At 68.0% G+C, this 26,986-nt stretch carries 26 protein-coding genes and 1 other RNA gene; 22 read left to right on the top strand and 5 right to left on the bottom strand.

Features of this window, described 5'->3' with window-relative positions; genetic code table 11:
• Positions 1-21 precede the first annotated feature (21 nt).
• The 10 genes from BMX93_RS04335 (at position 22) to BMX93_RS04290 (ending at position 10,883) form a co-directional block, all read left to right on the top strand.
• Complete coding sequence (locus BMX93_RS04335) at positions 22-2,067, top strand: heavy metal translocating P-type ATPase (RefSeq protein ID WP_024463548.1); 2,046 nt, start codon at positions 22-24, stop codon at positions 2,065-2,067.
• 115 nt (positions 2,068-2,182) lie between these two features.
• Positions 2,183-3,106 (top strand): helix-turn-helix transcriptional regulator, encoded by a 924-nt coding sequence (locus BMX93_RS04330; protein ID WP_081672699.1) that lies wholly within the window; start codon positions 2,183-2,185, stop codon positions 3,104-3,106.
• A gap of 242 nt (positions 3,107-3,348) precedes the next feature.
• Positions 3,349-4,440: an ArdC-like ssDNA-binding domain-containing protein gene (locus tag BMX93_RS13060; protein ID WP_218139215.1), complete on the top strand. Its 1,092-nt coding sequence runs from the start codon at positions 3,349-3,351 to the stop codon at positions 4,438-4,440.
• Positions 4,440-5,348 carry a bifunctional DNA primase/polymerase gene (locus BMX93_RS04320; RefSeq protein WP_024463545.1) on the top strand — a complete coding sequence of 303 codons (909 nt, stop codon included), beginning with the start codon at positions 4,440-4,442 and terminating at the stop codon, positions 5,346-5,348. The genes BMX93_RS13060 and BMX93_RS04320 overlap by 1 nt, the downstream gene beginning before the upstream one ends.
• Positions 5,345-6,148, top strand: coding sequence for a DUF2637 domain-containing protein (locus tag BMX93_RS04315; protein WP_024463544.1), 804 nt, complete (start codon positions 5,345-5,347; stop codon positions 6,146-6,148). The genes BMX93_RS04320 and BMX93_RS04315 overlap by 4 nt, the downstream gene beginning before the upstream one ends.
• Before the next feature lie 17 nt (positions 6,149-6,165).
• On the top strand, positions 6,166-6,627 hold the full coding sequence (locus BMX93_RS04310; RefSeq protein WP_143052808.1) for a hypothetical protein: 462 nt from the start codon (positions 6,166-6,168) through the stop codon (positions 6,625-6,627).
• Positions 6,628-6,711: 84 nt separating this feature from the next.
• Complete coding sequence (locus tag BMX93_RS04305; protein WP_024463542.1) at positions 6,712-7,566, top strand: hypothetical protein; 855 nt, start codon at positions 6,712-6,714, stop codon at positions 7,564-7,566.
• The gene (locus tag BMX93_RS04300) at positions 7,566-8,546 is read left to right on the top strand and encodes a ParB N-terminal domain-containing protein (RefSeq protein WP_024463541.1); all 981 of its coding nucleotides are present in this window, start codon (positions 7,566-7,568) and stop codon (positions 8,544-8,546) included. Before BMX93_RS04305 ends, BMX93_RS04300 begins: the two co-directional genes overlap by 1 nt.
• A gap of 33 nt (positions 8,547-8,579) precedes the next feature.
• The gene (locus BMX93_RS04295) at positions 8,580-9,257 is read left to right on the top strand and encodes a hypothetical protein (RefSeq protein WP_024463540.1); all 678 of its coding nucleotides are present in this window, start codon (positions 8,580-8,582) and stop codon (positions 9,255-9,257) included.
• 12 nt (positions 9,258-9,269) lie between these two features.
• Entirely contained in the window at positions 9,270-10,883 is a 1,614-nt protein-coding gene (locus BMX93_RS04290) for a M23 family metallopeptidase (protein ID WP_024463539.1), read from the top strand.
• A 37-nt stretch (positions 10,884-10,920) separates the two neighbouring features.
• On the opposite strand, the gene BMX93_RS04285 is transcribed toward BMX93_RS04290, so the two are convergent.
• On the bottom strand, positions 10,921-12,825 hold the full coding sequence (locus BMX93_RS04285; protein WP_274967678.1) for a heavy metal translocating P-type ATPase: 1,905 nt from the start codon (positions 12,823-12,825) through the stop codon (positions 10,921-10,923).
• Positions 12,826-13,024: 199 nt separating this feature from the next.
• On the bottom strand, positions 13,025-13,411 hold the full coding sequence (gene cmtR / locus BMX93_RS04280; RefSeq protein ID WP_024463537.1) for a Cd(II)/Pb(II)-sensing metalloregulatory transcriptional regulator CmtR: 387 nt from the start codon (positions 13,409-13,411) through the stop codon (positions 13,025-13,027).
• Positions 13,412-13,610: 199 nt separating this feature from the next.
• Here cmtR and BMX93_RS04275 point away from each other — a divergent pair, with 199 nt between their 5' ends.
• From BMX93_RS04275 to BMX93_RS04250, 6 genes are all read left to right on the top strand, one after another.
• Complete coding sequence (locus BMX93_RS04275; RefSeq protein WP_024463536.1) at positions 13,611-13,877, top strand: DUF6112 family protein; 267 nt, start codon at positions 13,611-13,613, stop codon at positions 13,875-13,877.
• A gap of 166 nt (positions 13,878-14,043) precedes the next feature.
• Positions 14,044-14,367 (top strand): DUF6112 family protein, encoded by a 324-nt coding sequence (locus tag BMX93_RS04270; protein ID WP_024463535.1) that lies wholly within the window; start codon positions 14,044-14,046, stop codon positions 14,365-14,367.
• Between the two features lie 31 nt (positions 14,368-14,398).
• On the top strand, positions 14,399-15,916 hold the full coding sequence (locus BMX93_RS04265; RefSeq protein ID WP_024463534.1) for a hypothetical protein: 1,518 nt from the start codon (positions 14,399-14,401) through the stop codon (positions 15,914-15,916).
• 4 nt (positions 15,917-15,920) lie between these two features.
• Positions 15,921-17,384, top strand: a complete 1,464-nt coding sequence (locus BMX93_RS04260) for an SCO6880 family protein (protein WP_024463533.1) — start codon at positions 15,921-15,923, stop codon at positions 17,382-17,384.
• Between the two features lie 9 nt (positions 17,385-17,393).
• On the top strand, positions 17,394-18,176 hold the full coding sequence (locus BMX93_RS04255; protein ID WP_024463532.1) for a hypothetical protein: 783 nt from the start codon (positions 17,394-17,396) through the stop codon (positions 18,174-18,176).
• Entirely contained in the window at positions 18,173-19,642 is a 1,470-nt protein-coding gene (locus BMX93_RS04250; protein WP_024463531.1) for an ATP-binding protein, read from the top strand. Before BMX93_RS04255 ends, BMX93_RS04250 begins: the two co-directional genes overlap by 4 nt.
• 2 nt (positions 19,643-19,644) lie before the next feature.
• Here the strand turns inward: BMX93_RS04250 and BMX93_RS04245 are convergent, their stop codons facing one another.
• A complete protein-coding gene (locus BMX93_RS04245; RefSeq protein ID WP_202805587.1) occupies positions 19,645-20,187 on the bottom strand; it encodes a class I SAM-dependent methyltransferase in 543 nt (180 codons plus the stop codon).
• Between the two features lie 197 nt (positions 20,188-20,384).
• Between BMX93_RS04245 and BMX93_RS04240 the strand changes: the two genes are divergently transcribed.
• The 6 genes from BMX93_RS04240 (at position 20,385) to BMX93_RS04220 (ending at position 25,854) form a co-directional block, all read left to right on the top strand.
• Positions 20,385-20,888, top strand: coding sequence for a hypothetical protein (locus tag BMX93_RS04240; protein WP_033502968.1), 504 nt, complete (start codon positions 20,385-20,387; stop codon positions 20,886-20,888).
• Complete coding sequence (locus BMX93_RS04235) at positions 20,885-22,654, top strand: type IV secretory system conjugative DNA transfer family protein (protein WP_024463529.1); 1,770 nt, start codon at positions 20,885-20,887, stop codon at positions 22,652-22,654. The genes BMX93_RS04240 and BMX93_RS04235 overlap by 4 nt, the downstream gene beginning before the upstream one ends.
• An 80-nt stretch (positions 22,655-22,734) precedes the next feature.
• On the top strand, positions 22,735-23,181 hold the full coding sequence (locus tag BMX93_RS04230) for a single-stranded DNA-binding protein (protein ID WP_033502969.1): 447 nt from the start codon (positions 22,735-22,737) through the stop codon (positions 23,179-23,181).
• An 11-nt stretch (positions 23,182-23,192) separates the two neighbouring features.
• On the top strand, positions 23,193-23,789 hold the full coding sequence (locus BMX93_RS04225) for a hypothetical protein (protein WP_024463527.1): 597 nt from the start codon (positions 23,193-23,195) through the stop codon (positions 23,787-23,789).
• Complete coding sequence (locus BMX93_RS12675) at positions 23,786-23,995, top strand: hypothetical protein (protein WP_033502970.1); 210 nt, start codon at positions 23,786-23,788, stop codon at positions 23,993-23,995. Before BMX93_RS04225 ends, BMX93_RS12675 begins: the two co-directional genes overlap by 4 nt.
• Positions 23,996-24,183: 188 nt before the next feature.
• Entirely contained in the window at positions 24,184-25,854 is a 1,671-nt protein-coding gene (locus BMX93_RS04220) for a recombinase family protein (RefSeq protein ID WP_218139213.1), read from the top strand.
• Here the strand turns inward: BMX93_RS04220 and ssrA are convergent.
• Positions 25,820-26,185: a transfer-messenger RNA gene (gene ssrA, locus BMX93_RS04215) on the bottom strand. The two genes, BMX93_RS04220 and ssrA, sit on opposite strands and share 35 nt — an antisense overlap.
• 124 nt (positions 26,186-26,309) lie before the next feature.
• Positions 26,310-26,984: a DUF1707 and DUF4870 domain-containing protein gene (locus BMX93_RS04210; protein WP_091968409.1), complete on the bottom strand. Its 675-nt coding sequence runs from the start codon at positions 26,982-26,984 to the stop codon at positions 26,310-26,312.
• Positions 26,985-26,986 lie beyond the last annotated feature (2 nt).

Genomic DNA, 26,986 nt, shown 5'->3' with positions numbered 1-26,986 from the left:
TTATGATGTACTGTTGTGTGTATGAACACTACTTCAGATGTCAAGCAAGAACACGGCACGTCCAACATCGAGCTGTGGTTCGCTATCCTCGCAGGAGCAACATACGCGGCCGGGATGGTCTCCGAATACATTCTGCGTGTACCCCTGGTGGGGCTGCCCTTGGCCTTCTTCCTCGCTACGTACTTCTTCGGCGGGTTCTTCACCTTCAAGGAGGCGATCGCCTCGACCTTGCGTGGCAAGTTCGAGGTCGACTTCCTGATGTTGGTCGCCGCCATAGGGGCGGGCGCTATCGGCAAATGGGGCGAGGGGGCGGTGCTGCTGTTCCTGTTCTCCTTGGGACACGCGCTGGAAGCTTACGCCATGGGTCGAGCGAGCAGGTCGATCGAGTCGCTCGCCCAGCTTGCGCCGCGCACGGCGCTCGTGCGGCGGGACGGCGCAGAGGCGGTCGAAGTGCCGGTCGAAGACCTGCGCGTCGGCGATGTGGTCGTTGTGCGCCCGAACTCACGGATTTCCGCCGATGGATTCGTGATCTCGGGAATGTCAGCTGTGGATCAGTCGGCAGTCACGGGCGAATCCATTCCTGTAGAGAAGGAGCCTGTGGCCGATCCGCAGCGAGACATGCGGAACGCCGACGCCATTCCCGCCGCAAACAAGGTCTTTGCGGGCACCGTCAACGGCAGCGGAGCGCTGGAAATCCAGGTGAGCGCGACCGCAGCCGACTCGACCCTCAGCCGCGTTGTCGAACTGGTGACCAGCACCGACCAGACCGCCTCGCCGACCCAGTTGTTCATCGACCGGTTCCAACGCTGGTACGTTCCCGCAGTCATCCTCGGCGTCATCGCCACACTACTCGTCTCGTGGCTAGTTCTCAGCAACGGTTTCAAAGACGCGTTCTATCTCGCTATGACCGTACTCGTCGCCGCCAGCCCTTGCGCCTTGGCCATAGCCACGCCAGCGGCGGTGCTCGCCGGCATTGCTAGGGCGGCACGCGCCGGGGTGCTGGTCAAGGGCGGCGCTCCGCTGGAGACCCTCGGACGCGTCAAAGCCATCGCCTTCGACAAGACCGGGACTCTGACCTGGGGCACGCCCAGCGTGACGGCCCTCAAACCGGTTCCAGGGCCTGCTGGCGAAGCGCTCGTCCCGGTTCTCGTCGCCGTCGAGTCCCTGAGCGACCACCCGCTGGCTACAGCCATCGTCCGTGATTTGACCAGCCGGATTCCAGTTGACCAGACACTCAAAGCCGCCGACCTGCACGCCGTGACGGGACGCGGCCTGACCGCCACTGTTGACGGCAAGCCCGTGCAAGTGGGCAACCTGCGCATGTTCAGCGAACAAGGGCTGGACCTGCCGACCGGGCTCCAAGAGAGCTATTGCCAAACCCAGAACAGTGGTCAGACCACCATGATCGTACGCTACGACGGGAATTTCCTAGGCCTGGTCGGTGTGATGGATCAGGCGCGCCGTGAATCGATCCAGGTCATGAAGGCGCTGCGCGAATCCGGCGTCGATCAGATGGTCATGATCTCCGGCGACAACCAGCCTGTCGTCGACGCCGTAGGACGCGAGGTCGGAGTCGATGTCGCGCTGGGAGGCCTGCTGCCCGAAGACAAGGTCACCCAGATCAGCACACTGCGTGAACAGCACCAGCCCATCGCCATGGTCGGCGACGGCGTGAATGACGCCCCAGCCATGGCCAAAGCCGACGTGGCTATAGCCATGGGAGCCGCAGGCTCGGCGGTGGCACTGGAAACCTGCGACATCGCGCTGATGAGCGACGACCTGGGCCGGGTACCGTTCGGTGTCAGACTGAGCCGGGCCACCAGCCGGATCATTGCACAGAACCTCGCCGCCAGCATGCTGGTTGTTGTTTTCCTAATCATAATGACCTTCAGCGGGCTCAATATCGGCCTGGTCGTCCTGATACACGAAGGCTCCACCCTGCTCGTCGTAGCCAATGCACTGCGCCTGCTTAACTTCCAACCCGGCAAGGAACACTATGGCATCGATCACGAAGAGAGCCCTCTCCAACTTCAATCCGGAAGCCAAGCCAAGGCCGAAACTCTTTGAATTGGCGATCCTGGGCGAGGACGTCCATACGTCGAGCCCCAGCTTGGACGAGTGAGTGCGGGGCAACGGTCTGACCTGGCACTGAAGAAGCACTTCGTGAACAGGTGGCGATGAGATGACCAGTCGATGGGACAGCAGCGAAAGCCTGGCAAGCCGCCCGTTGCAAGCAGCGACGGCGATTCTGGAATCGCTGGTCGGCCCGGTGGCCTTTGATTGCGTGCAGCTTGCCGTGGTTCGCGATGGCTCGGCGATTGTGTGCTCTCAGTTCGGCCAGCGGCCGGCCACCGTCGGGGATGCGTTGCTGCTGTGTGCCAACACGCTGTGCGCTGTCGAGCCTGAGGACCGCTGCACTGTCACGCTCGTTCGCATCGACACGGACTACCTGATCGGCCAGGTGTTCTGGGAGCATGTCGGTCTCCTGTCTGACCGGCTTGACGCGCGGGAGCTGGCCGGAAAGCTCTATCTCGAACCCGTCCAACTGCTCCGCATCGGCATTGAGCAGCTTGACCGGATCGCGCCGTGGTTGGACGAGCTGGTCTGCCTGACAGGCACCGGCCATAGCATCAAGCGGTTCAACCGCGTCCAGGCGATGTGGTTCCTTATCGCTGATGTGATTACGCCGTTCGTCAAGGTCTCTCCGGTGCGCTTGTCGCCGTCTCAGCGAGAGCGGCTGCGGCCCACCATGCCCCGGCATCGCCGGTTCGCGCCGCTGCGACCCGAGGCCATGCAGGTCGCCGAGCTGGAGCGAAACGACCTCGCTCATCATTGGACGGTCAAAGAGCTGGCTGACCGTGTCCACCTGTCAGAGTCCTGGCTTTCGCATGTGTTCGCTGACGCCTACGGCAAGACGCCGATAGCCTACTTGACGATGCTCAGGATCGAAGAGCTGGCCCGCCTGTTGCGGGAGACCAACCTGCTGGTCGAGAACGCCATCGAGAAGGTCGGCTGGCACAGCATGGGCTACGCAATCCGCGCGTTCCATGCCTACGTCGGCATGACGCCCGGCACGTACCGGCGCACGCACAACGCCTTGGCGTGACTTACCCGAAACTCTAGTCAATCTCCTCAGTGCTGGGGCATTCCCCGGTCTGGTCTCCTGTGTCGCTTGGTTTTCGGGTATGTCTGTTAGTTCTCGCTGGGTTGTTCGGGTTGCCGTGGCGGGTGCGGCCGCTTGTTTCTTGGTCTGCTCCTTCTTCTGCTTCTCGGATTGCCTGGCGTACCTCACAGTCGCATGACCGCCCTCTTGTCTGGGGTGGTCCCCGACCGGAGGGAGGTCCCCACATGGCGACGAAAGAGGAGACACGGGCCGCGCGCGAGGCGCGGCTGGAGGAACTGCACGGGCAGCTGACGGGCGCGGTCGAAGGACTGGTGACCGGCGATGACTGGGCGCGGGCGCTCTCGTTTGCGGCTAGGTTCCGTTCGCGCAGTTTCAACAACACGCTGCTGATCTGGGCCCAGCACGAGCAGGCGTTCGAGCAGGGCCGCGTGCCCGACCCCTACCCGACCTTGGTGGCGGGCTACCGGCAGTGGCAGGCTCTGGGCCGCCAGGTCGCCCGGGGCCAGGCGGGCTACATGATCTATGCGCCGGTCACCGCCCGCTTCGCCTCCGCGAACCCGTCCGACCCGATGTCGTGGCGGCGTCTGGCACCGCGCGAGAAGCGCAAGGCGGGCGAGGTGGAGCGTTCGCGCATGGTGGGCGTCAAGCCCGCCTACGTGTGGGACGTGAGCCAGACCGACGGCACGCCGATCCCCGAACCACCCGCCCCGACACTGCTGGAAGGCCAGGCCCCGGAAGGGCTGTGGGACGGGTTGGCCACACAAGTGAAGGCGGCGGGCTTCGAGCTGACGCAAGTTCCCGACGCGGCGTCGATTGGTGGGACGAATGGGCTGACCGACTACATGGCGAAGACCGTCTCGGTGCGGTCGGATATGCCTGAGGCGGCGCGGGTCAAGACGCTGGCGCACGAGCTGGCGCATGTGCTCCTGTACGGCCCCAATAATCCCGACGCCGTGCGGCATCGTGGCGTGGCGGAAGTGGAGGCCGAGTCGGTGGCCTTGATGGTGGGCGCGGCGCACGGCATGGATACCAGCGGCTACACCGTGCCCTACGTGTCCGGGTGGGCCGCCTCCGTCAAGGACACGAGCCCGGTGGAGGTCGTCAAGGCGACGGGCGAGCGCGTGCGCAAGACGGCGCTCGGCATCCTCGACCGGCTCGACACCATGAAGGTGGGCGACGGCACCCCACCCGGACTCGACAAGGCCGCCACAGTGGATGGCCCACGCCGAACGGCGTCACGCAAGCCGCCAGCTCCTCCCGTCGAGCGCGAGCGGGTTGGAGCCGGTGAGCCGGCTGCTGCGGGACGGAGGCTGTGATGGCCACGCACCTTCTCATCTTCGCATTCAGGAGCCTCTCGTCCGATCCCGCTACTGCCGCGCGTCAGCTGGCCGGGGCTGGTGTGCCGGTGTTCGCGTGCGTGCCCGGCGGCAAGCGGCCGCTTCCGGGTAGCCGCGGCTTCCTCGACGCCACCACCAACCCTGCACCGATCGAGTCATGGTGGCGGCGGGTGCCAACAGCGAATCTCGCCATCCCCACCGGACAGACATCCGGTGTCGTGGTGGTGGATGTCGACGTGCACGGCGTCAACGGCTTCGAGGCGCTGCGTCGTGCTCGTGAGGCTGGTCTGCTGCCGGTGCCGTTGGCGGTGGTGCGCACCCCGTCGGGCGGCATGCACCTCTACTACCCGGCCAGCGAGGTCGTCGAGCAGCGGTCGTGGCAGGCGGCGCGGGTCGGGATCGATTTCCGTGGCGACGGCGGCTATATCGTCACCCCACCCTCGACGGTCCCAGTGAACGGCGTGCTGCGCGCGTATGAGGTGGTCGAGCTGCACGCCGACAGTCAGCCGGTGGACGCGACAAGGCTGCGGAATTTCCTCGGCCCCAAGCCAGCCGAGCAGACACACATCCGACAGCCTGTGTTGTCTTCGGCGGATGCGGTGGATCGGATTGTGTCGTGGGTGGGCACGCTGGTGGAGGGCGAGCGGAACCGGGGCCTGTTCTGGGCCGCCTGCCGCCTCGCCGAACACGGGCTGCCGCCTGTTGAAGCGTTCGACGCTTTGCGTGACCCCGCGCAGACGGTCGGGCTCTCGGAGCGGGAGGTCGCGGTGACGGTGCGCTCGGCCTACCGCACCACCCAGCCCACGCCCGTCAGCAGCACTTCATCGCCCGACTCCTTTGCACGTCGTGACCCTCAGCACGCCTCACCGGCAAGGAGGCTGCCATGACTGGGATGAGAAGCCGCCGGTGGGCGGCAAGGACCGCTGTGGCGGGGACGTGTGTGATCGCGTTGGGCGCGTTCTGGCTGTCCTTCACCGCACTGGCCGACCTCGCCGCCCGCTCCGGGATCGCGTCAGGCCAGGCGTGGGCGTGGCCGCTGATCGTGGACGGGATCATCGTGGTCGCCACCGTCTCCGTCGTCGCCCTGGCCGGGCAGAAGCGCGCGTGGTATCCGTGGATGCTCCTGGCCGGCGGGGCCTTGATCTCGGTGACCGCCAACGCCGTGCACGCCATCGTCTCCGCCGACACCAGCGTGCCTAGCATTCTGGCCGCGGCGGTCGCCGCCGTCCCGCCCATCGTGCTCCTGGCCATCACCCATCTGACGGTCATCCTCACCCGCACACCCGACGAACCCGCCGAGACGCCGCGAATCGCCGTCCATCAAGTCTCGGCACCGGACGAGGCTCCGCGTCCCGCACCAGCCGAGACAACGCCAGAACTCCCGAGTGTCGAGCACATCCCGGAACTCGGCCAGACATTCAGCGAGATCGAGTCGCTTACGGAGAACGTCGAGAGGAAGCCGACTACCGACGCGCCCCCTATTGAAGAGTCCACCGGCGGCGATTCACTGGCCGGAGAGTCGCCGTCGGATCGGCGCGAGCGGGCGCAGGAGCTGCGTGAGTCTGGTTGGTCGAACAAGCGGATCGCCCGGCATCTGGGCGTGCATGCCTCGACGGTGGGCCGCTGGTTCGCGCTCGCGCACCCCATTACTGGAATCGAATCGGATACGGCAGGAGATGAACCATGAACAAGCACACACCAGCGATGAACCCCATCAAGACGCGAGAGACGCCCGATGGAGTCGAAAACGAGCAGACCCGTCTCGACGCGCACGCGACTGTGCTGGCCTCAGAGCCGACGGCCGTCCAAGAGGCCGAAACTCGCAACGCTGTAGCCGCGGCAGAAGAGACGGCTGAGAGCGTCGTGGTGCCGGATGCGGTCAAGACGGATGCGTCCCGCCAGACTGTCAAGGAGAAGGTGGATTCGGCGCGGGCGCGTGGGGTCGAGTGGGTGCGGGCCTCCGATCTGCTCTCGCGCGGCACCGGCCGCATCGCATGGACGGGCATCCGCTTGCACCAGGCCGCCGGAACCCGCACCCGACGCGGCCTCGCGGCCAGCGCGAAGGCGGTGTCGAGGCGGGTGCGTGAGCTGCCGCCGGTCTCGGCGTTCGGACGCCGCGCGGCTTCGGTTTCGGCCGCGACCCGTTCCGGGGTGGGGATGCGGTGATGACCCATGAACACGCTTCGACCGGTCTGGCCCCGCCCATCCAGGGAGCCGGTGCGCACCAGCCTCCCAGGAGGCACATACACCATGAGACCCACACCCCAGCACACCGCCACCAGTGGCGAGGATGATTTCCGTACCGGCGAGGGCCTGCGCGCCCTCCTGACCCGCCTGCACCAGGCCGGCCCGGGCGCGTGGCGGCGCGACCCGGTGGCCGCGGAGCTGATGACGTTCACCGCCGAGAAATACTCTGCCCTGGCCCATAAGCATGGGCTGGATGCGTGGGAGGCGGCCGGGGCCGCGTTCGACGTGATGCGCACCCGCGCCGCCCGCACCGCCGATGATCCGTGGGCGGTGGTCACGCACGCCGTGCGCATCACCTGCATCGCCGAGCAGCGCGCCCAAGGCCTCCTGTGCTCCACCCACCAGGCCCGCCGCCCCCAGGTCTCCCGGTTCCATGATCCCGAGCGGTTCTCCGAACGCGAGAACCTGCTGACGGACTACCATCCCGCCTTCCACGTCCACGACCAGCACGCCGACGAACAGCCAGACCATGAGGACACCGGGCTGGTCGTGGCGGTGGTCGAGGATGCGGTGGCGCTGTTCGCGCTGCTGAGCTGGCCCGAAGGCACCGCGGCCACGGCGATCGGGCACGTGTGCGACGCCCTGGCCCGCCTCGGCTCCCGCGCCAGCACGTACGAGGCGCTGCGCCGCGACCGGCACGCACGGGCATTGCTGGATGTGCCGGCGGTGTCGTGGACGGGCCTGCTGCGCGTCCTGCTCGGCAGCCCCGACGCCGCCTATTCGGCCACCGGGCGCGGCCAGGGCATCCTGCTGCGTCTGCTGTTGGGCGAGCGGCTGGTCGACCTGCTGGCCGACGACGAACTCGTCGCCCTCATCGTCTTGTCGGCACCCGGCAGTCCGGGCGTGCGGGGTGCGTGATGAACACGGCGAGCGGGCATATCGAGCTGGACCGGGCGGTCGCCTCCATCCGCGTGGGCCAGCGGCACCGCCGCGACCTGGGCGACCTCAACGCCCTCGTCGCCTCGATCCAGCGCGAGGGCCTGTTGCAGCCCATCACCATCACCCCCGACGGCCTCCTCGTGTGCGGGGCGCGCAGGCTCGCCGCAGTGCGGGCTCTTGGGTGGAAGACGGTGAACGTGTGGGTGCGCTCCGCCATCAGCGACCGCCTCGCGCATTTATTGGCCGAGCAGGACGACAACATGCTGCACAAGGAACTCACCCCGCTGGAAGCCGAAGCCCTGTACAGGGAGATCAAGCAATTGCTCGCCGAGGACGCCTCCCGACGGCAGACCGCCAGCCGGTTCAGCGCGGACAATCAGCCGGGAAGTGACGGTCCCGGAAAATTTCCGGCACCGTCGGAAGCACACGGCGACGCCCGCGAACAAGCCGCGGCGACCATCCCCGGCGGAGCGTCCTACAAGACCTTGGAGAAGGTCGGCTACCTACGCGAGATCGCCGCCAACCCCACACTCTCCGACGAGATCAGGCAGCAGGCTGCCGACGGCCTGGCCCAGATCGAGGCCGACGCGCCGGTGCACCCCATCTACCAAGCCATCCGGTCGGCGGTGGATGCCGCCAGGCAGGATCGCGACGCCCAATTGCACCGGCTGGCCGACGAGGCGCTGGCGCGGGTCAAAGACGACCCGAAGAAACAACGGCAGGCCCCGGCGCGGCGGCAAGCTGTGCCTGCGCGTTATCCGGTGCGGGCGTTCAACCTGACCTGGGGCGAGCTGTACGAGTGGTGGGAGCGCTACGACTTCGACCTGCTGGCCCGCGAACTCACCGAGGAGCAGGCCGAGGCGTTCTACGCCACCGCCGAAGGCACCGCCACAGCAGCCCACAAGCTCCGAGCACTGCGCGACCAGCGCGATGGGCAGCCCCGCCTCCACGCGCTCTGACCGTTCGCGGGGCGCGCTGCGTACCTGCCGGGCATGAAGACTTCACCTGATTCCCGTTCCCATGTCCGCCTGTACGCGCTCATCGCCGCCGCCCTCGTCCTCGCGCTGCTGGCCGGGGTGGGCGTCTACGGCCTGCTCGCCGGGCCCACGCGCCAACCCTCGTCCCCGCCGTCCGCCTCGCCTGCTCCTGGGCCATCTGCATCAGCGAGTCCATCGCCAACGGTGGCGAGGCCGCCGGCCGTGAAGGGGTCGCGGGACCCGGACGTGTTCGCCCGCAACCTCGCCACCTCCTTGTTCACGTGGGATACCGCCAGCGGCCTGTTCCCGTTGGACTACAGCGCTTCGATTCTCGCGGTCGGCGATCCCACCGGCATGGAGCAGGCCGGACTTGCCTCGGATGTGGCGGCGTATCTGCCGTCGCGCGAGCAGTGGGTCGAACTGCGCAAGCACGCCACCCGCCAATCCCTCACGATCACGCGCTCGTATGTGCCCGAAGCATGGCATGAGGCAGTGCGCCAGGCCCAGCCGGGCCAGATACCGTCCGGGGCGACGGCCGTCACCATCCACGGCACCCGGCACCGAAACGGCGAGTGGAACGGCCGGCCGGTGGGCGAGGACTTCGCGGTGTCGTTCACCGTGTTCCTCGCCTGCCCGACAGGCGGCTCGTGTCATGCGCTGCGCCTGTCCCAGCTCGACAATCCCCTGAAGTAGCCGGTGGCTGTCATGGTGAAGAAGCTCGCTCTCGCCGCGTTGGCGCTGCTCCTGCTCGGCCCGTTCCTGCTGCTGGTGGGTGTGGGCCTGCTGGCCAGCCCGGCGGCCGGCGCCGCCTGCACCGCGCCGGGTGGTCTGAACGTCGGCCCCGTGCCCGGCTCCCTGACCGTGACCACTCGGGACGGCTCCACCTTCACCCTCAACAAGGCGCAGCTCACCCATGCGGCGACGATCATCGCGGTGGGCTCGAAGATTCAGGGGGTGACGCGTGACGGGGTGCAGATCGCGCTCATGGCCGCCCTGACCGAATCGACCCTGCGGATGCTGTCGAACACCGGCACCTACCCCGAGAGCGCCAATTACCCGAACGACGGGGACGGCGGGGACCACGATTCGCTGGGCCTGTTCCAGATGCGCCCCCAATCCGGCTGGGGCAGCGTCAAAGAGTTGATGGACCCGGCGTATCAGTTGCGGGCGTTCTTCGGCGGGCCCACCGGCCCGAACTATCCCTCGCCGCGCGGACTCCTAGACATCCCCGGCTGGCAGACGATGGACAAGGGCCAAGCCGCGCAGGCCGTCGAAGTCTCCGCCTATCCGGACCGCTACCAGAACTACGAGCCGACGGCCAAGACGATCCTCGACACGCTCACCACGCCAGCGGCCAGCAGCGACGACAAGCCGAACGCGGCGATCCCCGAGACGCCGCGGGTCGTGTTCCCGCTGCCGCAGGGCAGCTGGGTGCTGACCTCGCCGTTCGGCTACCGGACCCATCCGATCACGGGCGAGCGGAGCCTGCACGAGGGCACCGACTACGCCGCCCCCGACGGCACCCCCATCTACGCGGCCGCCGACGGCATCGTGGCGGTCGCCGACTACTCGGATGCGTGGGGCGGGCATATCGTCATCGATCACACGGTAGACGGCAAGCCGGTCTCGACCGGGTACATCCACATGTGGAAGACCGGCATCCACGTCACGGTCGGCCAGAAGGTCACCGCCGGGCAGCGCATCGGCGACGTCGGCTCCTCGGGCCGTTCCACCGGGCCCCACCTGCACTTCGAGGTCCGGCCCGGCGGGCGCGAGCCCATCGACCCGGACCAGTGGCTCACAGCCCACGGCGCCACCAGCCAGACCGGCAGCGACACGGACGCGGGCAGCAGCAGCGGATGCTCCTCCAACGCTCCCGGCGGGACCGCCACCCCGATCGGCGGGGACGGGGGCCGGCTGGTGGATGACCCGACCAGCGAGGGGCGGATCACCGCACGCAGTGCCCAGATCATGGACCAGGCCAAGACGGCGTTCCCGGACACGGCGTGGGCGTGCTGGTCGCCGCGCCCCGGCCAAAAGTCCGAGCACCCCCTCGGGCGGGCGTGCGACGTGACCTTCGGCAACCCCATCGGCACCCGACCCACCAGCAGCCAGCTGGAGGCGGGCTGGCGGACGACGAACTGGCTCAAGGACAACGCCGAGACCCTAGGCGTCGAGTATCTGATCTGGCAGGGCAGAATCTGGTCCCTCGGCCGCGACTCAGAGGGCTGGCGATCGTACAACGGCGGAGGCATGCACGACCCCACCGACGTTACCGGCGGCCACTGGGACCACCTGCACATCACCGTCAAAGAATAGGTCCTTGCTTCGGAGCCCAGCGGAAACGGTCGCGCCGTCATGCCGTCTTGTCGGGCTCGGGTGCGGTCTGGGCAGCGGGTCGCTGGGCGGCGCGGATGCCGTTGAGGATCACGAGCACTTCGGCGACCTCGTGGACGAGGACGACCCCGGCCAGTCCGAGCACGCCGAAGAGCGCGAGCGGGAAGAGGGTGACGATGATCGCCAAGGCGAGTCCGATGTTCACGGTCATGATCCGCCGGCCGCGGCGTGCGTGGGCAAGGGCGGCCGGGATGAGCCGCAGGTCGTCGCCGGTGAAGGCCACGTCGGCGGACTCGATGGCGGCGGCCGATCCCTTGGCGCCCATGGCGATGCCGACGGTGGCGGTAGCCAGCGCGGGTGTGTCGTTGATGCCGTCGCCGACCATGGCCGTCGGCCCTTTGCTCGCGAGGGAAGCGACGGCCTCGGCCTTGTCGCGGGGCAGCTGTCCGGCTTTCACGTCGCTGATGCCCGCCTGGGCGGCGAGGGCGTGCGCGGTGCGTGGGTTGTCGCCGGTGAGCATGACCGTGGCGATGCCCATGGCGTCCAGCATGGCGATGGTCTGGGCGGATTCGGGCCGCAGCTCGTCGCGCACGCCGATCAGACCGGCGATGGCACCGTCGGTCTCGACGGCGACGACGGTGATGCCCTGGGCGGCCATGCGTTCGGCCGCCTCCCCGTATTCGCCGGGGTCCAGCCAGCGGGTGTTGCCCACCCGGACCTTGGTGATCCCGGCGGTGCCGCTCAGCCCGTGTCCGGCGTCCTCCTCGATGTCGCGGCCGGCCGGAGCCTCTGGGGATGCGGCCGTGATCGCGGCGGCGAGCGGATGGCTGCTGGAGGTCTCCAGTGCCGCGGCGAAGGCCAAGAGCTCCTGCTCCGGGTATTGGTTGGAGGCGACTTCGACGACCTGGGGCTCGCCGCGGGTGAGGGTGCCGGTCTTGTCCAGGGCTACGGTGCTGATGGTGCCGAGTTGCTCGAAGGCCTGGCCGGACTTGATGACCACGCCGTACTTAGAGGCCGAGCCGATGGCGCTGATGACGGTGACCGGTACCGCGATGGCCATGGCGCACGGCGAGGCGGCGACCAGCACAACCAGGGCGCGTTCGATCCACAGTCCCGGGTCGCCCACGATGAACCCGAACACGGCGATCAGCGCGGCGATGATCAGCACGGCGGGCACGAGGGGGCGGGCGATGCGGTCGGCGAGCCGGGCCCGTTCGCCCTTCTTCGCGTGGGCCTGCTCGACCAGGGCCACGATCTGGGTCAACGAGTTGTCGCGTCCGTCGGCGGTCGCCTCGATGAGCAGCGTGCCCGAGCCGTTGACCGATCCGGCCAGCACCTGGTCGCCAGGCTCGACGGAAACGGGAATCGATTCGCCGGTCACCGCCGAGGTGTCCAGGCTGGAACGGCCCTGGGCGACGACGCCGTCGGTGGCGACCCGGTCGCCGGCACCGACCACGAGCAGATCGAGTTCGCGTATCCGGGCGACCGGGATCGTCTCCTCGGCCCCGTTCCGCTCGACTCGTGCGGTGTCCGGGATGAGCGACAGCAGGGCGCGCAGCCCTTCCTTGGCCCGGTCCATCGCCCGGTCCTCCAGGGCCTCGGACAGAGAGAACAGGAATGCCAGGGCGGCGGCCTCGCCGACATGGCCCAGGATCACCGCGCCCACCGCGGCGATGGTCATCAGCAGACCCACACCGATGCGGCCGTGGATCAGGCGCAGCAGCGTGCCGGGCACGAACGTGTATGCGCCGGAGAGCAGCGCGACCCAGTGCAGCACGGTTGCCGCCGTGCCCAGGCCAGACCATTGCAGGCCGTAGCCCGCGACCAGTGCCGCGCCGGAGATCGCAGAGGGCAGCAACGCCAGGTCACGCCACCACGGCGGGCGCACCGCCTCCTCATCGTCGTCCTTCGACGCGCCGAACAGCGGCGCGGGATTCGGGCCGCAGCATGCGTCGCCATCATCAGCCACGGGCCGAGCACACTCCCGCGACTCGTCGAGTCCTGCCGCCGATGGTTCGTCGTGGTCGCAGCAGCCGCATGAAGGGGCCGCGGACTGACGCGGCACCCGGGTCAGCGACACGGGACTCTTCGCGCTAGCGGACCTCTCGGCCCCGCAGCACTCGTCACTCATGGATCGCCACCGCCTCGCCGCTGTCCTGCGGGGCCTTGGCCCCGCAGCCGGGCGTGGCGCACTCGGGATCCAGGCACACCTCGTTCTCGTCGACGGCCAGCGTCACATCCACCAGCGCGGTCAGCGCGGCCGTCAGATGGGGGTCGGCGATCTCGTAGCGCGTGCGCCGCCCCTCCGGCTCGGCCACGACGATGCCGCAGCCGCGCAGACACGACAGGTGGTTCGACACGTTCGTGCGCGAAAGCCCGAGCTCGCGCGCCAGCACCGCCGGATAGCTCGGCGCCTCCAGGAGCGCCAGCAGAATACGCGATCTCGTCGGGTCCGCCATAGCGCGGCCCAACCGGTTCATCGCATCAACCCTCGAAGCAATAGTCAGCATACAATGACCATACATCAACCGCTGACCATACAGCAAACGATGACCATTCATGAGAGTGTCGCCTGACCGCCAAAGGAAACCATCTCAGCCGCGCCATCCGGCGGGGCGGCCGGTGCGCACCTGCCAGCAGAGCCCATACCCGGCCGCAGCACCGCATCAAGGAATCGACGCTGCCGCCAAACCTAGCGAGGTGGCAACAATGAATGTGTTTCCTGATTTCAGCGGCCTGACTGGCATCGACAGCCTGCGCGATGTCGTGGGCGCGCTGCTGACCATCACCCTGGTCGCCGCCGTCGCCGCGCTCATCGCCTCGGGGGTGGTGTGGGCGTTCGGCGCCTCGAATGGCAACTACCAGCTCGCCTCGCGCGGGCGCACCGGCGTGCTCGTCGCCCTGGGCGTCGCGGTCATGACCGGCGGCGGCGGCGCATTGCTGAACTGGCTGATCGGCGTCGGCCAGCAACTCTAGCCAGCGGCTCATCTCGCTTCTCAGCTCTTTCTTGCTGCCCGTCCTCCAACTCGGAGGGCGGGCGCTTTCCATGTCTGGGGCTCGGGGTGTGGGGGCGCACCTGTCTGGGGACATAACGCTGCCGCCCGCATTCCGGTGGGCGGCCCCTCTTGGATTGGAGCCCGTCATGCACGACCTCATCACCACTGCTTTCGCCCGGAGTGTGGGCATCGTGGCGTTGGACATCAACATCACCCCGAACACGGACGGCCTGCCCGGCATCGCCCAGCTGCGCACGATCGTGGGCGCGGTCATGACCGTCGGCCTCATCCTGTCCGTGCTCGCCCTGATCATTTCGGCGATCGTGTGGGGCTTCGGCGCCAACAGCTCCAACCCGCACCTGACCAGCCGGGGCAAGGTCGGCGTGCTCGTCTCCTGCGGGGCGGCGGTGATCTGCGGGGCCGCGGTCACGCTCATCAACTTCTTCTGGAACGTCGGTCAGGCCGTATGAGCCAGCACTTCGATCCGAAGGGAGGCTGGTGATGGGCGTGTGCGATGTCCCCGTCATCTCCAATGTGTGCGACGTGGCCGGAGAAGCCGCAGCCACGCTGGTGTCGGCGCCGTTCGAGTGGCTGGCCGCCGCGATGGGCGAGGCCGCCAGCTGGCTGTTCAAAGCCGTCTGGACGGTGTTCGATACGACCACGTTGGTGGACGTGGCGCGTCCCGAGTACGTGAAGGTGTACAACCTCATCTTCGGCATCGGCGCCACCCTCATGCTCCTGTTCTTCCTCCTCCAGCTCATCACCGGACTGATCCACCGCGACCCCGGCGCCCTGACCCGCGCCGCCCTCGGTCTGGCGCGCAGCGTGTTGTGCTCGTTCCTGGTCATCACGCTGGTGGGTTTGGCGTTGCAGATCACCGACCAGCTGTCCACCGGCATCATCCAGGCCGCCGGCGAAACCACGGCGAGCATGGGCGACAAGATCGCCGCGCTCGTGGCCGGGCTGGGCGGGCTGACCATGGCCTCGCCCGGCGTCGGCGCCATATTGATCATCTTCCTGGCCGGGCTGGCCATCGCCTCGTCCGCCATCGTCTGGCTGTCTCTATTGATCCGCAAGGCGCTGCTGCTGGTGGCGGTCGTGCTGGCCCCCTTGGCGTTCTCCGGGTCCTCCTGGGACGCCGCGAAAGGCTGGATCGGCAAGTGGGCGATGTTCGTCCTCGCCCTGATCCTGTCGAAATTGGTGCTGGTGGTCATCTTCCTGGTCGCCGTCACCCAGGTCTCCGCCCCCATCTCCACCGACCTGGCGTCGGTCTCGGACCCGCTGGCCGGCATCGTGCTCATGGCCCTGGCCGGCTTCAGCCCGTACATGGTCTACCGGTTCCTCTCCTTCGTGGGCGTGGATTTGTACAACCAGATGGGCGCCGAACAGGACGCCAAGAGCGCCCTGAACCGGCCGCTGCCCATCCCCGCCACGGGATCGGGCGACGGGCCCAAGAAAATCCTCGACGGCAGCGCCAGCAACAGCGGAGACGGCGGCAACGGCGGTTCGTCGCCGGCCGCTCCCGCACCAAGCGCCCCCTCGTCGGGCGGCCAAGGTGCTGCCGCATCCGGTGGCGCAGGAGCCTCTGCCGGGACCGGCGCATCGAGCGGTGCCGCATCTTCTGGCGCAGGAGCGTCCGGAGGTGCTGCGGCAACCGGGAGTGGAGCGGGCGCATCCAGTGGCGCGGCTGCGGGTGGCGCTGCGGTTGCGGCCCCGGTGGCGGGGGCGGTGGTCGTGGCGAAGGAGGCCGCCACCGCCGGGCCCAAGGCCGCCGGCAAGCTCGCCGGACAGGCCGAGCAGACCGCCGATGCCGCCAACCAGACCGGCAGCACGCCGCCACCTGCGTCGCCGCCGTCGAACGCGCCCACACGCGCACCCTCAGCGGCACCGTCATCGTCCGCCCCACCGTCGGCCCCATCGACGCCTCCGTCTTCATCGGGCAGTCCGAGTGCGTCGCGTGGCAGCGAGCCGCCGCCACCCACACCGCCCGTCCCACGCACCCCGCCCTCGAAGGAGTAAGACCATGAGCAGCAGCGACAGCACGCCGTCCACCGAGCTGGTGCCGGTGAAGTTCTCCCGCCTGACCCGCAGAGGCATCCTCCTGGGCCTCTCGGCATCCCAGCTGACGGTGCTGGCTGTGGCGGTGGCGACGATCGTGACCGCGGTGTACGCGGGCGGGGGCATGATGCTGGCCTACACCGCGCCCATCTGGGCGGCCTGCGTCGCCCTGACCTGGATACCCGTCGCGGGCCGGCCCCTGGTGGAGTGGCTGCCGGTCGGCTTCTGGTGGTTGTGGAAGACCACCGGCGGGCAGCTGCTCTACCGGCGCCGGATCGTCACGCCGCGCCCCGAGGGCACGCTGGCCCTGCCGGGCGACATGGCCCGACTGCGCGAGTACACCGACCCCGCGAGCGGGGCGTGCATGATCCACGACCCCCACGGGACCACGCTGACCGCCATCTGCGAGGTGTCGCATCCCGCGTTCATTTTGCTCGACCCGGGCGAGCAGGAACGCCGCGTCACCACCTGGGGCCGGGTGCTCGCGACCGCGTGCCGCTCCGGGCGCATCGCCACCGTGCAAATCTTGGAGCGCACTTTGCCGGATTCGGGGACCGGGCTGGCCGAATGGTGGGCCCAGCACGGCACCCACGACCAGTCCTGGGCCTCCACCACCTACGCGGAGCTGATCGAGCGGGCTGGCCCCGCCGGGGAACGCCACGCCACGACGATCAGCCTGGCGTTGAACATGCGGGCGGCGGCCCGGCAGATCAGGACCGCCGGCGGTGGCATCAAAGGCGCCGCGGCCGTGCTGCGTCAGGAGATGGGGACGCTGACCACCGCACTCAGGTCCGCGGACTTGAACCCGTCGGGATGGCTGACCGCCGGGGACGTGGCGGTGATCCTGCGCTCCTCCTACGACCCCGCCATCGCCGCCGCCCTGGAGCGCCACGGGTCCATCGGGCGCGAGCTGGCCACGGCCGGCCCGGTCGCCGTCACCGAGACCTGGGGCGGTCTGCGCACCGACTCCGCCCACCATTGCGTGCTGTGGATCAGCGAATGGCCGCGCTCCCTCGTCTATCCCGGGTTCCTGGCGCCCGTGGCGCTGTCGAGCGGCATCCAGCGCTCCCTCAGCCTGCTCTACACGCCCCTGCGCTCGGACATCGCGGCGCGGGACATCAGGAAGAAGAAGGTCGAGTACATCTCCGACGCCACCCAAAGGGCCAGGATCGGCCAGATAGAGGACGCCTCCCAGACGGCCGAATACCACGACGTGCTCCAACAGGAATCCGAGCTCACCGCCGGCCACGGCGTACTCCGATACTCCGGTCTCATCTCCATCAGCGCACCCAGCGAGAGCGAGCTGGAGTCTGCGGTTGCGGCGATCGAGCAGGCCGCCATCCAAGCGAGCTGCGAGACCCGGCGGCTGGTGGGCCAGCAGGCCCAGGCGTTCACCGCCGCAGCCCTCCCACTCGCCAGAACCATCTAGGGAGACATCATGCCTACGTTCCACGACCCCATTGCCGATGCCGCGGAGGCGTCCGAAGCCCTGCGCGGCCTCGCGCGCGCCAGCGGCGTGTTCGCTCGGCCGGCGGACATGTACCGGGTGCTGGGCGAGCTGTCCGCCAGTATCCGCCACCTCCACCAGATCGTCGAGCAGGTCGCCGCCAACCACGAAACCCGCGTGTCGTTCGCGTTTGACGATGCGGGCAGCCACGAGACCGGCGTCCGCTACGCGCTGGACGCCGCCGAGCAATTGCGCCGGGCGGCCCGGCTGCTCGACCAGTCGTATGACCGGCTGGCCGAGGGATTCAGCGCGGCCGGCCGCGTCGCCTGGCACCGCGAGCCCGCGCCAGACACCGATTCCAGCGTGGTGCTGGAGCGGCGGTGGGTCACCGTCGTCTTCCTGCAAGGCGAAGAGGCCGACCAGGTGCTCGACATCATCCAGACTGATGGCGTCGATGCGGCGGTGGAGCATCTGGCGCATTGGGACTATGGACAGGAGACCGACAGCGCCGCCATCGTCAACGGGGATGTCCGGGATGCGATCCCGGCTGGGGTGCTCGACAGGACCGCCGAATCCGGCGAGTACACGCTGACGTATAACCCGTTCATGGGCCACGTCGCCCTCCACCGCCACCCCGAAATTGATGCGGCCGAGGAGACGGCATCTCCGCCCGAACCCCAGCCGGAGCCGCCGCCCCGCCGGACACGGGCCGTCACTCCCTATGAGCCGACGCGCCGGCCGGCGTCCGACACTCCTCGGGGGCTGGGGCTATGAGCGAGGAGAAGCTGCACACCACCGTCCTCGTCTCGCCCGCACACGAGAAGCGCAAACTGCGCAAGCAGCGCCGCCAAGCCGCCGCGAACCTGCAAGCCCAGCAGCGCCGCGCCGAACAGGACGCCACGCGGGAACGTCGTGAGGCGGAGCGGGCCGAACGCAACGCCACCCGCTACCTGCCCAAGGCCGGCGAGCCCGGGCCCGCGATGCTGCGCAGCCCGGGCCGTTTCCGCCTGCCCCGCCATCAGGACACCTCGGCCGTGCTGGCGGGCCAGTACCCGTTCCTCGCCGAAGGAGGATTGGGCGCGGACGGCGTGTTCGTCGGCGCCGACCTCTACTCGGGCGGCTCGTTCGTGTACGACCCGTGGCAGCTGTACAAGCAGGGCGTCATCACCGCGCCCAACCTCATCGTCGCCGGCATCGTCGGCTCCGGCAAATCCTCCCTCGCCAAAAGCCTCTACACGAGGTCGCTGCCGTTCGGACGGCGCGTCTACATTCCCTGCGACCCCAAAGGCGAGCACACCCCCGTCGCCCAGGCCGTGGGAGGGCGGGCCATCATCCTCGGCCACGGCCTCACCACCAGACTCAACCCCTTGGACGAGGGCCACCGGCCCGCAGGATTGAGTGATGAGGCGTGGGCGTCCACCGTCGCCTCCCGGCGCCGCGACCTCCTCGGAGCCCTCGCCGAAACCGTCCTCGGCAGGCCCCTCACCCCGTTGGAACACACCGCCCTGGACGCGGCCCTGACCGCCACCGTCCGGGAGAACACGGTGCCGATCCTGCCCATGGTCGTCGACCGGCTCTTCACCCCCGACCCCCACGGCGACGACGGACGCCTCGCCGAAGACGGGCGCTTCGTCGCGCACGCCCTGCGCCGCCTCGTCGCCGGCGACCTGGCGGGACTGTTCGACGGGCCCTCCACCATCGCGTTCGACCCCTCACTGCCCATGATCTCCCTGGATTTGTCGCAGGTCGCGGAGAACACCGCCTTGTTGTCGGTGCTCATGACCTGCGCGTCCGCGTGGATGGAAGCCGCATTGCTCGACCCGGACGGCGGGCAGCGGTGGATGATCTACGACGAAGCCTGGCGGCTCATGAGCCACCCCGCTTTGCTGCGCCGCATGGACGCCCAATGGCGATTGGCACGCCATTACGGGATCGCGAACATGCTCGTCTTCCACAAGCTCACCGACCTGGACACCGTCGGCGACCTGGGCTCCGCCAACCGGGCGCTGGCCACGAGTCTCTTGGCGAACGCGGAGACGCGCATCATCTACCGGCAGGAATCCGACCAGCTCGGCATCACCGCCACCACCCTCGGCCTGACTGGCACCGAACAGAAGCTCCTGCCCACCCTCTCGACCGGGCAGGGCCTGTGGCGCATCAAAGACAGGTCCTTCGTCGTCCAGCACCAGATGCACCCCAACGAACTCGCCCTCTTCGACACCACCAGCCGCATGGGCTAGAACTACGGGTGCTCGTTGACGGGTTTGCGCCAGACCATCAGATAGCGCCAGTAGACAAGGCGTTTCACCTGCGAGCCGGGCAGAACTCTGCCCGCCAGCGACGCGACCTGCCGCGTGGTCAACGGCGGGTCCATGACAACGGGCATGGCCTCCGATTCTGTGCCTTTCGGGAAGCCGCGCTCCAAGCCGAGTCGTCTGCGGATCGTAAACATGGCCCCCAGCAGTCGGTGGCCGATGGCTGCGGCTATTTCGGCGGGAAGCTCATGAGTGAGATCCCTGCGCGGCAGGGCGATCGCGGCAAGCACTCCGCCCGGGCGCAGACATGCTGCAATCCTGGGCAGGACGATCTCCAAGTCCATATGGTGCAGCGCGCTGATGGAGAACACCGCATCGTATTCGTCGGCAGGCAGCTGGACAGATGCCACGTCGCCGAGAATGCAGCGGACGTTGCCTGGTGTGCTGGCTTGCGCACGCTCGATCATCTCAGGCGAACGGTCAATGGCGTCGACCGTCTGCACTCGTTCCGCCAGCTCTCCAGCGAACATGCCCGCGCCTCACCCCACGTCCAGCACCCGCCTGGAACCCGCCGGCAAATACCGCAGCAGCAGGCTGTGGTAGTAGGCGTTATGGTCCCAGTCGAGCATGCTCAAATTCTAGATGTCGAACCAGACCCGACCACCTGCGCACGCACCGACCGGCCCGTAACCCAGCGCTCTGGCAGTCGCTCGCGTACCTGCCGGGTATGAAGAACCAGCCTGCATCATCCACGCCCGTCACGATTCCCCTCGTCGTCCTGACCGTCCATCGCAACGGCACGATCACCGTCACCCGGGACGGGACCGTGCTGCCGCCGCCCGCGCACTCGACGTGGCGGCGCTCCTCGCTGCCCGAGATCATCGAGGCTGCTTCCGAGCGGCGGACGGTCCCGGTGTGGGTGGAGGTGCACGAGACCGACGGCACCTCGTTCACCGACCTGTTCCCAGCCCAACCAGAGCCCCGCCACCACGAGCCGGCCGCAACGCCGAAGCCGCGGCACGCCGCACCCGACCCGCAGCTCACTGAGATGCGCGCGGAGGGGTTCGTTCCCGGCGAAGACATCGCCATCGCCCCCATCACCGGGCATATTGACGCCGGCAAGGACGGGACCGTGCAGGCGCTCATCGACCCGACGGAGCATCCCGGGGTCACCGAGGTGGTGCTGGTGGGCCGGGTGTCGGGCACGCTGGCGGTCAGGCGGCTCCGGTGAGCCAGCCGCAGCGTTCGGGGTCGATGGGCGACGAACTGACCAACGCGGCCATCATCGGCCTGCTCGCCCTCGCGGGTTTCGCGCTTGTCCTGCGCGGGGCCGGCTCCGCCGCGGCATGGATTACTCGCATTCCGCAGCCGACTGGCGGGCCCGCCTCCGGCATCCGGGTGCTGCTTCATCCCACGGACCCCGGCACCGCCCTCGGCGCAGCCGAGCTGAACGCGGTCGTCTACTGGGTGGTCACGGGTCTCATGCTGACCCTCATCGGCACTGCGGCGATATTCATCTGGCTGCGGGTGCGCCGGTTCACCAGTGCGGTGGAGGCCGATCCGCGGCGCATGGCCGGCGTCGCCACCCGAGGTGACATCACCGCCACCGCCTCCACGAGGGCGTTGCTGAAACGCGCCGCCAGCCTGCGCCCGAGCCTGGACTCGCCGAAGCCACGGGATGTGGGCTATCTGCTGGGCAGGTCGAGGGGCGCGGGCGTGTGGGCGAGTGTGGAGGACTCGATCATGGTCATCGGCCCGCCCCGCTCCGGCAAAGGACTCCACCTCGTGATCCCGGCGATATTGGACGCGCCGGGCGCAGTGGTGTGCACTTCGACCCGCCCCGACAATCTCACCGCCACCATGCGCGCCAGAGCCAGGATCGGGCCGGTGGCGATCTTCGACCCCCAGCATCTGGCCAAGGGCCTACCCTCCGGGATGCGCTGGTCGCCCATCCGGGGATGCGAGAGCCCGCAGACCGCGATGATCCGCGCCACCGGCCTGGCCGCAGGAACAGGACTCTCCTCGGGCGGCGTAGACTCCGGCGGCTTCTGGGAAGGCAAGACTCGCACCGCCTTGCAAGCCCTATTGCATGCGGCGGCCATCGACCAGCGCAGCCCGGCCGAACTGTTCCGCTGGACCCTGGACCCGGTGGCGGCCGCCGACGCCGTGGCGATCCTGAACGCAGCACCGGGCGCGGCGACGGGGTGGGCGGAGTCCTTGCAGGCCATGATCGACTCCGACCCCAGAACAAGGGATTCCATCTGGCAAGGCGTCTCCCTCGCCCTCGGCTCACTGGCCGACCCCAGAGTCCTTAATGCCGTGTCGCCCGGGCCGGGCGAGAGCTTTGATCCCGAGACCTTCATCCGGGAACGCGGCACCCTGTTCCTGCTGGCGACCGGCAGCGGGGCCGGGGCCTCCGCCGCCCTCGTGGCCGCCCTGGTGGAGGATTTGATCGAGACGGCACGGCGCATGGCGGCGCGTTTGCCCGGCGCCCGGCTCGACCCGCCCCTGCTGCTCGCCTTGGACGAGATCGCCAACCTCAGCCCCTTGCCGTCCCTGCCCACATTGATGGCGGAGGGCGGCGGTTCCGGGATCACGACCATGCCCGTCTTGCAGTCCCTCTCGCAGGCCAGGGACCGGTGGAACGAGCACCAGGCCAGCGCGATCTGGGACGCGGCCATCGTCAAGGTCATCCTGGGCGGCGCATCCGGCTCGCGCGACCTCCAGGACATCTCGAATCTCATCGGGGAACGCGACGAAACCACCGATTCCGTGACCCTGGGCGACCACGGCTCTAGGTCGAACCAGCGCTCGATACGTCGGGTGCCGATCCTGCCGCCCGACCGCATCCGCCGCCTGCCCTTCGGCACCGGCATCGTGCTGCTGCGTTCCGCCCCGCCCATCATCACCGACCTGCGGGCATGGCACACACGCCCCGACGCGCGACAGCTGACCGTCGACCGGACCGCAATAGAAGCGCTCCTGCGGCAGGGCTGAGCGTCCGGGTCGCATCGACCTACCTGTCTGGCACAGCAGCCCGAAGAACGGGCTGCATGACCAGATAGGGAGCAACGCTCATGGCAAGGATTCAGACCCAGCAGGCGGTGGCCGGTTTCGTGGCCTCCGACCCGCAGCTGTCCTACACGGAGAAGGGCGACGCCCGGCTCTACTTCAAGCTCGGCATCGAGCACTACCGGCGCGAGGACGACCAGACGTTCACGAAGCTGGAGACCACGTTCCACGACCTGGTGGCGTTCAAGGCCACCGCCGAACAGGGCCACGACCGGCTGGCCAAGGGCGACAGCATCATCGCCAACGGTCGGGTGCGCGACTACTCCTACGAACGCGACGGCCAGCGCTTCGCCGGAGAGGAGTTCGTCGCCACCCGCATCGGCCACGACATGGCCCGCACCCGCTACGAAGTCGACCGCACACCCCGACAGAACACCGTCGCCCAGCAGGGCGTTGCTCGTGACGCGCCCTCCCAGCGCGCCGAGCACCCAAGCCCGGCCATCGGACTGTGAGGGGGCGCATCATGAGCGAGGACGACTACACGCCCGACACCAACCCCGAAGAAGCCGACGGGCAGGACTACGCGGACAGCCCCGAGCCCTCCACCTTCGACGCCCGTCCCGACCTGCCCGAGCCCCCGCACCCCATCAACTGGAACCTGCTGTCCGCCACCGACCTGGAGGCGGAGCTGCTGGAGCTGAACCGGTGGGTGGACTGGCTGCGCCACACCTACGGGCTTCCCGCCAGCGTGATCCCGCCGATGTGGCACCGGCACCCCGAACTGCTCTGGGAGCTCTCCGCCCTCCATCTGAGCTGGCTGGCCGCCTACGACCCCGAGCAGAACGCCGCCGCCCCCTTGGGTTGGCACCGTGACTTCGCCGACGCGCGCACCCGGCTGCGCGAGTGGGTCGCCACCAGCGGCACCCGGCTGGACCGGGACCGGCCGACCCGCCAGACCAGCTGGCCCGGAGAACGGCCCGCCCCGCCGGTCGAGGAGACCACCATCGTCAACCGCGACCAGGACTTCGTGGACTTCATCATCGACGAGGTCGCCAAACGTCAGGCCGCCGAGGACCGGTTCTACGCGGGAGCGGACCCGGAGACGGGAGAAGTGCAATGAGCCGCAAACGCAGCAAAGGACGCAGGACCCCGCCGGCGCGGATGCGCGACTACCGGATTGAGGCGCAGCTGCGCGAGGAACCGGACCTGCACAAGCTCGCCCAGGTCATCATCGGCCTGGCCATGCAACGGGCCAAGGCCGAACGCGACGCGCAGGAACCGGGTCATCCGAACGCTGGTGCGCGTCCGGATGACCCGGTAGAATAGGAGAACATACAAGCCAGCGGTCGTGCTTTCGAGTGCGACCGCGGTGCGCAGTCATGTTGAGCCTTCGGGCATTACGAAGGAACCCCTCCTGCGGGACGGGTTCCGGGTCATGTTTCCTAACGAGTCGCACCGCGCGAGCGGTTGCCGCCGCCTGCGTCGGCCCCATCGTTGGGTAAGGAAACACGATCATGACCATCACACAGAACCCCGCGACCGAAGCCCCCTCGCGCCAGACCACGGCGTTGGCGGTCTCGTATCTGCGCGTCTCGACCAAGGAGCAGGCCGAGCGCGGCGGCCGACAGGAGGGCTTCTCGATCCCGGCGCAGCGGCAGGCGAACCTGCGCAAGGCCCGCGAGCTGGACGCCATCATCGTCGAGGAGTTCGTGGACGCCGGCGAGTCGGCGCGCAAGGCCGACCGGCCCGAGCTGCTGCGCATGATCGAATACGTCAAGGCCAACGATGTCACGTACTGCATCGTGCACAAGATCGACCGGCTGGCCCGCAACCGGGCCGACGACGTGACCATCCATCTTGCGTTGAAGGAGGCCGGGGTCACGCTGGTGTCGGTGACCGAGAACATCGATGAGACGCCCTCGGGGCTGTTGGTGCACGGCATCATGTCCTCGATCGCCGAGTTCTACAGCCGCAATCTGGCTACTGAGGTGTCCAAGGGCATGACGCAGAAGGCGGTCACCGGCGGCACCTCGGGCAAGGCCCCGGTCGGCTATCTCAACGTGCGCAAGCGCGACGAGCTGGGACGCGAGATACGCGGGGTCGAGCTCGACCCGGAGCGGGCGCCGCTGATCAAGTGGGCGTTCGAGGCGTACGCGACCGGACGGTATTCGACCATCACGCTGCGCGAGGAGCTGATCGACCGGGGCCTGACCAGCGTTCCGACACCCAAGCGCCCGGCCAAGGCTCCGGCGCTGTCGTCGGTGCACCGCATCCTGTCCAATCCCTACTACAAAGGGCAGGTCACGTTCAGGGGCGCGGCCTACGACGGCCTGCACGAGCCCTTGGTGTCCAAAGAAATCTGGTACCGTGTCCAGGCGATCCTGACCGATCATCACCTCTCCGGGGAGAAGACGCAGGCCCACGACCATTATCTGAAAGGCAGCATTTATTGCGGTGAGTGTGATTCCCGGCTTATCTTGAGCAATGCGAGGGGCAGCCAGGGCATCATCTATCCGTATTTCCTGTGCTCGGGCCGGCATTCCAAGCGCACCAAATGCGAGCGGCATTCCATGTACGTGCCCGACATCGAGGCCGCCGTCGAGGACTACTACCGGCGCATCGAGATACCCGAGCACGTCGTCGTCGCCTTGCGCGAACTGGTCGTCTCTGAGTTCGACCAATTGCATGACATCGCCCGCCGGGAGCGCCACGCCTACGAAGCCGAGCGAAGCGACCTGCTGGACGAGCGAGGCAAGCTGCTCCAGGCCCACTACGCGGGAGCCATCCCCATCGACCTGCTCAAGAGCGAGCAGGAGCGCATCAGCCGGCGCCTGGCGTTCCTGGAGGTGCAGATCGAGGCCGGGGACATGGAATACGACCAGGCCAAGGCCCACCTGGACGACTGCCTGACTTTGGCGGGCAATTGCTACAAGCTGTATATGAGTCAGGATGATGCGCTGCGACGGACCTGCAATCAGGCGTTCTTCGAGAAGCTGTGGGTGCGGGACGACAGTCGTGTCGAGGGGCGATTGGGGGAGCCGTTCAATATCCTCTTCGACCCTGAAATACAAAAACTCGCCCTCCGCCGCAAGGCGGAGAGCGAGTCGGGAAATCAAACTTCATTCGTTGCCAGTTTGAACAACGAACATCTGGTGGAGGTGGCGGGAATTGAACCCGCGTCCTGAACTGGCGAACCAGGTTTTCTCCGGGCGCAGCTGGCTAGTCGGTCTACTCGGCTCCTGCACTCACGTCAGCAAGTTGCAGCCAAGCCCAGTCCGATGAATTTCCCCGGTGATCCCTCGGACGAGGACCATCGAGTAAGCCTTCTGAACGAGGCCAGGATCTGGACGGAAGGCACATCCAGGCTGACCCTTCGATCACTGCTCAGGCAGCGAGAGCGAAGTCAGTGCGCTGTGAATTGGCACTTATTGGTTCCCAGAGGACATCACGAGTTGACTCTGGATTCTCGGCCCGCTTCTCCTGGGACTACCACCCCAGTCGAAACCAATCACCCCCCTGTTCAGTTGTCACGACCCCCCTGCTGGAGCACCACACCGCCACCAGCAAACGAGCTTCTCCACAACCTTACTCCCCGCGCACTTATTCCGCGCCACCGCCTCGCACGCCATCGCGCGCGCGATCAGCCCGTGAGCGGCGGCCTGTTGCCCATCTCCTCGCTGACCAGACGGATCGGCACGACACGCTGGATCGGATTGCGCCACCGCTCGCCATCGCGAGCCCGCATACCGCTGACTGCCGCGATGACCGCGGCCACAACCCACCACACGCTGATCAGCCAGCCGAAGCCCAGCACGTGCGTGATGATTGCCAGCACCACCCATACCGCCGCGACACCGATCTGGGTATTGAAGGCCTTGGCGGCCTCGGAGCGTGCATAGCTGCCCCGTCGAGCCAACGCATACATCACCGCGGGCCCGAGGATCCAGGTGAATGGCCCCGACCAGTGTGCCAGGGCACCCATCCAGCGTCCAGCCTCCCCATCCCGGTCCTGGTTCACCAACGGCCGGTACACGGGATGGAGACCGACCGCCTGCTCGGCAAGCGGAACCCGGACGAAGCCCTCGAATGCCGCATTCAGCTCACGCCGGGTTCGTGCTGTCAGCACCTTTCCGATACGTGCGTCGAACTCTTCTCGCGACAGCTTCCCTTGGGCGTAACAGTCCTGCAGATAGCGCTCGGAACGGTCTCGCTGGGCCTGGGTGATTCTCAGATCGAGCTGAGGATCATTCGACCAAGCAGATCCGATGTGCTGCTGGACGTATCGGAATGGATCGGACGAGGGGCTGGCGGACATGG

Source organism: Propionibacterium cyclohexanicum (genome assembly GCF_900111365.1).
Lineage (GTDB): Bacteria > Actinomycetota > Actinomycetes > Propionibacteriales > Propionibacteriaceae > Propionibacterium > Propionibacterium cyclohexanicum.
This window is presented reverse-complemented; position numbering and strand designations above follow the sequence as displayed.